We start from the raw sequence: 1,559 nt of genomic DNA on the forward strand, positions 1-1,559 counted from the left end.
CTCCTCCAAAATCCTAACCTCCAGTAAAATAACATCACAAACTATTTTACTAAAGTTTTAGGGTGATAGAGCAAAAGTGTAAAATCTAATCAAGCGAAAACTGTCAACTTTATTCTAGCGTTTACATCAACTAAACTGCCCTTTACTTAAATAAGAAAAAGCCACCTTACTTGGCAGCTGTTCTTGAAATAAAACTCACCATTAGATGAATAATGTATCTAAATTGATTAAAACATTCTGTTTTAGATAATTATACTGTTTATCATTAGTATCTTTATATGCTTCTTCTCTATTTGAAGGAATATCCATATATAAGATGTCTTCTATAAATTGAGAAGCTGTAAAGTCGTGTCGTCTTCCATTAATAATATTATAAAAATGCCATCCATCAGGTAATTTAGTTTTCTTAATTTCTCCACCTAATAGATCATTTACTACTAATGTGGTTACACCACATTGCCCCTTTGCAGGATTATACTTACTCCATTTTGAACTTGATTCTAAAGACCAAGATTTAGACAAAGCATTCATTATTTGTTCTATTTTAAACGTGTTATCCTCCATAAAAATCCCTTCTCTTATATTAAAATATTAATCTTAATTCTAATTAAGCAAACCTGCCCCTTTTGTTGAATAAGAAAAAACCGCCTGCTAAATAGCGGCAGAATTAAAGGGATTAAGTGAACACCAAAGTAAAAATTTTCTTCGGAAGATACTTTCCTATTTTCCGTTCCCTTAAAAGAATTTAACGTATAAACTCGATCAAATTTGGTGGGACAGGTTCAAAAATATAAACTTCAGGATTATTAAAGGGCTTGTGCTTCATATACTCTGCCAGAGTAGTCATACTTTCCCAATACTCCTTCATTAAATCCTCCCTTGAAGGTAATCCTTCAACAAGATACCCTTTCCCTCCGTCAGGGATAGCTTCAATATAAGCAAATAAATCACTTGAAATATCGAAGTTAAAAACTAGAATTTTATCACTAGAAACAGGAAAACGAAAGTAAGGTTTTTCATATGGTTCCAAATCTGCACCAAAAGCAACTTTAAAATCAATCCATTTAGGAATATTTACGGGTCTGAAACGCTCTGTTAGTTGTGGAAAGAAATTAGCACCTCTTGAATACCATCTTGTTGCTGTTTTATGATTTAACCCTTCCTTTAAAACCATTTGGGGACTTATATATTCCCCGTTATTATTGTGAATGACCATATGATATAAAAACAAAGAATTACCTCCTTTCGAATACTTCCTCAACTACTTTGATTTTACCACCTATTTACAAATGGTTAGTAACCTTTATTGAACTAACCTACCTCTTTTGTTAAGGCTGTTTTCGTAAATATTGTTGCTATACCATAATGCTATAACAAAGAAAACTCGCATTAAAAAAACTGCGAGTTTTTTTATTTAAGGATTTGCTTATTAAACTAAACCAGCTAATAGGAGTCAAGAACTTCTTATTAAAAATTTTTTTCTTCCGTGTTATACTTTGGAAGGCACGCCAAATAACCCTCCAAATACCTTTTGGAAGGTTTTTCATTAGCTGCTTTTT

3 protein-coding genes are annotated in these 1,559 nt (G+C 31.8%); all 3 read right to left on the minus strand.

Annotated elements, in window-relative coordinates:
- Positions 1 to 201: 201 nt before the first annotated feature.
- Positions 202 to 564, minus strand: coding sequence for a YunG family protein (locus tag M3205_RS25020; RefSeq protein WP_251172349.1), 363 nt, complete (start codon positions 562 to 564; stop codon positions 202 to 204).
- Positions 565 to 745: 181 nt separating this feature from the next.
- A complete protein-coding gene (locus M3205_RS25025; RefSeq protein WP_251172350.1) occupies positions 746 to 1,231 on the minus strand; it encodes a hypothetical protein in 486 nt (161 codons plus the stop codon).
- A gap of 124 nt (positions 1,232 to 1,355) precedes the next feature.
- On the minus strand, positions 1,356 to 1,559 hold a 204-nt coding region (locus M3205_RS25030; protein WP_251172351.1), incomplete at its 5' end, for a hypothetical protein.

Source organism: Cytobacillus firmus (assembly GCF_023715565.1).
Classification (GTDB): domain Bacteria; phylum Bacillota; class Bacilli; order Bacillales; family Cytobacillaceae; genus Cytobacillus; species Cytobacillus firmus_C.